Origin of the sequence: Sphingomonas sp. STIS6.2, assembly GCF_000732685.2 — a bacterium.
Lineage (GTDB): Bacteria > Pseudomonadota > Alphaproteobacteria > Sphingomonadales > Sphingomonadaceae > Sphingomonas > Sphingomonas aerolata.
Genome location: NZ_JPDP02000113.1, coordinates 1 through 4,244 on the forward strand (window position 1 = coordinate 1; position 4,244 = coordinate 4,244).

The window sequence follows — 4,244 nt, forward strand, 5'->3', positions numbered from 1 at the left end:
ACAGCGCTTGCGGGATGGATCCTTGTCCTCGATGCTATCGGGTGAATGGCCTGAAGACATGCTCATCGGCGACGAAGGCTGGCAAACCGCTTTGCGACCGGAAGCGGGTAATCGCGATGGTACCCGCCAATCGCCTCTATGGGATGATCTGGACCGCGTTCCTGCCGAGTGCGCTCGGCGTCCCTGTGATAGCGCGACCGCTTGGCACCGGCCTTGAACTCGTGGCGGGCGATCTCGTTGTGGCGGTACCAGACCAATGGCGAGCCATGTCACGGATGACGTGGCGCTTCCCGAACGACATCGTCGGCGTAAGCTCAGCAGGCATGCTCGATGATCTCGTTGCAAAGGAGCTTCTCTCGGCGGGGCTCAGCCGACTGATCGACGTATACGGTTCCTCTGAAACCGGCACTATCGCGCTCCGACAGGCACCCGATCCGATGTATGAACTACTGCCTCGCTGGAACCTGGTACCGCGAGGTGATCACGACTGGGATCTCATGGACGGCAGCGGTACCTATAAGGAGGTGCCGGACCTAATAGAACGAGCCGGAGAGCGATGGCTGCGCCCCGTCGGGCGGCGCGACGGTGCGGTGAAGGTTGCCGGACTAAATGTATGGCCGAACTATGTAGCCGGCGTTTTGCGGCGCGCCGACGGCGTAGCCGACGTCGCGGTCCGACTGCACGCAAACGGCCGTTTGAAGGCGTTTGTCGTTCCCGAAGCAGGGCTAGAAACAAGCGATCTGGCTTTTCACCTCGATCGTTTCGTAGTGCAGAATCTAAAAGATCATGAACGCCCCAAAAGCTTTCGCTTCGGAACCGTTCTACCTCGTAACACGATGGGCAAACTGGAAGAGTGGGCATGATGCATTCACCAATCACGGCGGCTGACAAAGCCTCAGCGGTAACTTTCAAAACGACAGCCGCTTGCCAGGGTTGCAAGAAAAGTACGCCGCTGAAGATGGCTATTACGATGGCGTTCCAGCCGATCGTGGATATCACGACCGGCTCGGTGTTTGCCTATGAAGCCCTGGTCCGCGGCACGGATGGTCAGTCGGCCGGCGAAGTCCTGTCGAGCGTGGATTCCGACATGATCTACAAGTTCGATCAGGCGTGTCGGGTGAAGGCGATCGAGCTCGCTGGTCACCTGTTCGTTCCCGGTGGAGACGCGAAACTGTCGATCAACTTTATGCCGAACGCGGTGTACGAACCCGATGCGTGCATCAGGGCATCGCTTGCGGCCGCACGACGCGTTGGATTTGATCCGGGCCGGCTGATGTTCGAGTTTACCGAGGACGAGCGCATGCTGGATGTCGCGCACGTTCGGCATATCATCGAGGCCTATCGTGCACGTGGCTTTACCACAGCGATCGATGATTTCGGCGCGGGCTATGCTGGCTTGGGTCTGCTCGCGGATTTGCACCCGAATATGCTCAAGCTTGATATGGCGCTTATCCGCGGAATCGATGGATCGGCTTCACGCCGCACCATCGTTGCAGGTGTCCTGCAGATCGCTCAGGCGTTGAGCGTTGAGTGCATCGCGGAAGGAATCGAGACCGCAGAGGAATTGCAGACCTTGAAAGAGATCGGCGTTCGATTGTGCCAGGGATATCTGCTCGGACAGCCGGCGGTGGAGGCGTTGCCGGACGTGATGTTGCCTGTCTTGGCGTAAGGATTAATGGGCCTTCGCTATGTCGGCTTACCCAAGGGGAGAACGTACCCAACGCACCGTCGCGGCTCTTCTTGGGGGTCAATCAGGCCACAATATCTCGGCTTTGGAGGAAGTGACGCCGCATGCGAACTGGTGAGCAAGGCGGGGCTGCTCTTGCGAGATTAACGGCCAACGAAAAGAAGTGTCTGCGTCATCGGCTGCTTGCTTAAACAGCTTAAGAGATGACAACCGGTCTGGGTATATCGCCGCATGCCGTAGCGCCGATGCTCCCAATCACGGTCGATTCAGCGAGTGAGGCGACTTAACACCGAGGAGGCTCCTTTGGCGCTATCGTGACAGGGGATACGACGGTCTGGTACTAGCTCTCAATAGCCGAGCGTCGTAGATCCATCTGATGCAAAACTTTTGATCTCTGCATCAAAGTCGAGAGAGTCAATGGCAAACCAACGTCCCGCTAGTTAGCTTGGGATCAAGGTTATTGAGAGAATGGCAGATGCGACTTCTGGCCGTTATCAACAACTGAGCCGGTGGAGGCGGCGTATCAACTCATATCGGGCACTCGCTCGGACGGCCCATCGATGTCTCAATCAGTTACGACGCAGAATCCGTCACCATGCACGTGGCAAATGGCAAACTATACGGCCATATAATTCAAAGTAATGATTTATCTAAACCTAGGCGCTTCAAAGTCGCAGACTGTCACGAGTAAGTCACCGGGTGGTCTGCCTACTTTCTGAGAGCGGCGATTTACCGCCTGCCTAAGGCGCACTGCGGCGCCAACCGACGAGGAGCTTTGCTCCAACGTTCGAAAGCGCTTCAGCGCGGCGGGTGACAACCGGCCTTTGATCATTCGCGCGTCTGGCAAAACGACGCCCGGAATACCGTCAGCGACGAGTTCAATCTCAAAGGTGCCGTCGTCATTTACCATCCCGATGACCTCAATCGGTGCTGTCGACCTTTTTCACTCAGCGCATGGTCGGGTCAAGGCAGCATGGCAATACCATCGGGTAATGTCGCTGTATCGCAAGCCGCTCATGACAATGAGGTTTAGGAGGCGACGTCGCATTTGCTCTTCGGATATAAGCCTCGAATGACTGCAAGTGAGCGTTTCTGCCGTCGCAAATGGCCCCCCTTTCGCAACGTCAGTAAGTGCTTAGGACGGCCGTTCTGATATTTGATCCTTTCCCGACCCGTGCCGTTCGGCCGGAGACGGAGGCTATGCCTTGCTCCAACCGCAGCTTCGTGGTTCCGCCAGCTACACATTGCGGTATCACGGCAGAGAATAAGAACAGCTTTGATTTCATAACTATTGCTTAGGATAGAAAGCTATAATGTCGGTTAATGATCGACGATACAATCTTGAGCCGGTTACAAAGATATCATGACGATATCGTTGCACGGATCGCTGCTTCTGTAGCAGTGATAGAAGCCGATAACCTATCGTCGCTGTCGATCTTGTCGGCTCGAAGATGGCAGATGGTCCGGCTGCTCCGTGAATATCAAATTTTCAAGCACTCAAGAATATTTGATCCCGCTATTGCTAATGGGTCGCCTAGTGAAGTGGTGGCAGCTCGGGAGATGAAAAACAACTGCATCGCTATGGGCAATGCGTTCTCATCCTATGTAAAGCTTTGGAGCTCTGGCTTGATTACGACAAGCTGGGAGGACTATCGCATTGCGATGAGAGAAATGTCCGCGTTATTGACAAGGCATGTTAAATTCGAACGTCGCAACGTCGAGGCGTTGTTGTCAGTGCCGAACACTAATCCGCGCAGATATTCAGGGTCGTAATATACAATTGCATCTACATGCGGGCGGCCGATAGGCTCATTTGGCGGCCAGCGCATGATGATACCCTGAGCGCTAATTTGTGTGTCCAAGCGAGCTATCTACAATATATGGAACTGTATATAAACATCTTCACCAATTATCATCCATATTTAGACCGGATATTCGTTAATGACCACCAACGCGTGGAGCGCACGGAACGCACGTCTTGAGCATAATGCAGCGGGTTCAGTGATCTCAGCGACTATATGAGCGAACGGCTAATTGCCGCGATTGGTGTCCGAAAATAGGCGGGCCGCTTTCTACCAATTATCGCCGTTCAACGGTCAGATGCGCTGAGAACCCGGTTGTATTCATGATTGTGCGGCAAACGGGTGATTTCGTATTTTGGCCTACCGATCGTCGCAAAACGCCATCGCTAATCCCGATTGGCGACTATCATGTGTTTAGGCTCACGACTCATTGATCATAGCCAGAAGATGACGGTGGCGGCGAGGGCGATGGCGGAGAAGAAGACCGTCGGGCACCGATCGTAGCGAGTGGCGACACGACGCCAGTCCTTCAGACGACCGAACATAATCTCGATACGGCTCCGGCTTCGGTAGCGGCGCTTATCGTATTTGACGGGGATGACCCGGGATTTTCGGCCAGGAATGCAGGGCGTTATGCCCTTTGCCTGAAGGGCGTCCCTGTACCGGTCTGCGTCATAGCCTCGGTCGCCCAGCATCCACTGCGCCTTGGGTAGATCCTCAAGCAACGCGGCAGCGCCGGTGTAGTCGCTGACCTG

The 4,244-nt window shown here is 55.2% G+C and carries 4 protein-coding genes; 3 read left to right on the forward strand and 1 reads right to left on the reverse strand.

What is annotated here, in order from left to right:
- The 3 genes from sphst_RS13640 to sphst_RS20635 all read left to right on the forward strand — a co-directional run.
- The coding region (locus sphst_RS13640; RefSeq protein WP_234387652.1) for an acyl-CoA synthetase at window positions 1-863 on the forward strand (863 nt) is incomplete at its 5' end.
- Complete coding sequence (locus tag sphst_RS13645) at window positions 860-1,669, forward strand: EAL domain-containing protein (protein ID WP_325049485.1); 810 nt, start codon at window positions 860-862, stop codon at window positions 1,667-1,669. The genes sphst_RS13640 and sphst_RS13645, both read left to right, overlap by 4 nt.
- Window positions 1,670-3,010: 1,341 nt before the next feature.
- Complete coding sequence (locus sphst_RS20635) at window positions 3,011-3,460, forward strand: hypothetical protein (protein WP_159043630.1); 450 nt, start codon at window positions 3,011-3,013, stop codon at window positions 3,458-3,460.
- A 463-nt stretch (window positions 3,461-3,923) separates the two neighbouring features.
- Here the strand turns inward: sphst_RS20635 and sphst_RS13650 are convergent.
- The coding region (locus tag sphst_RS13650) for a transposase (RefSeq protein WP_159043631.1) at window positions 3,924-4,244 on the reverse strand (321 nt) is incomplete at its 5' end.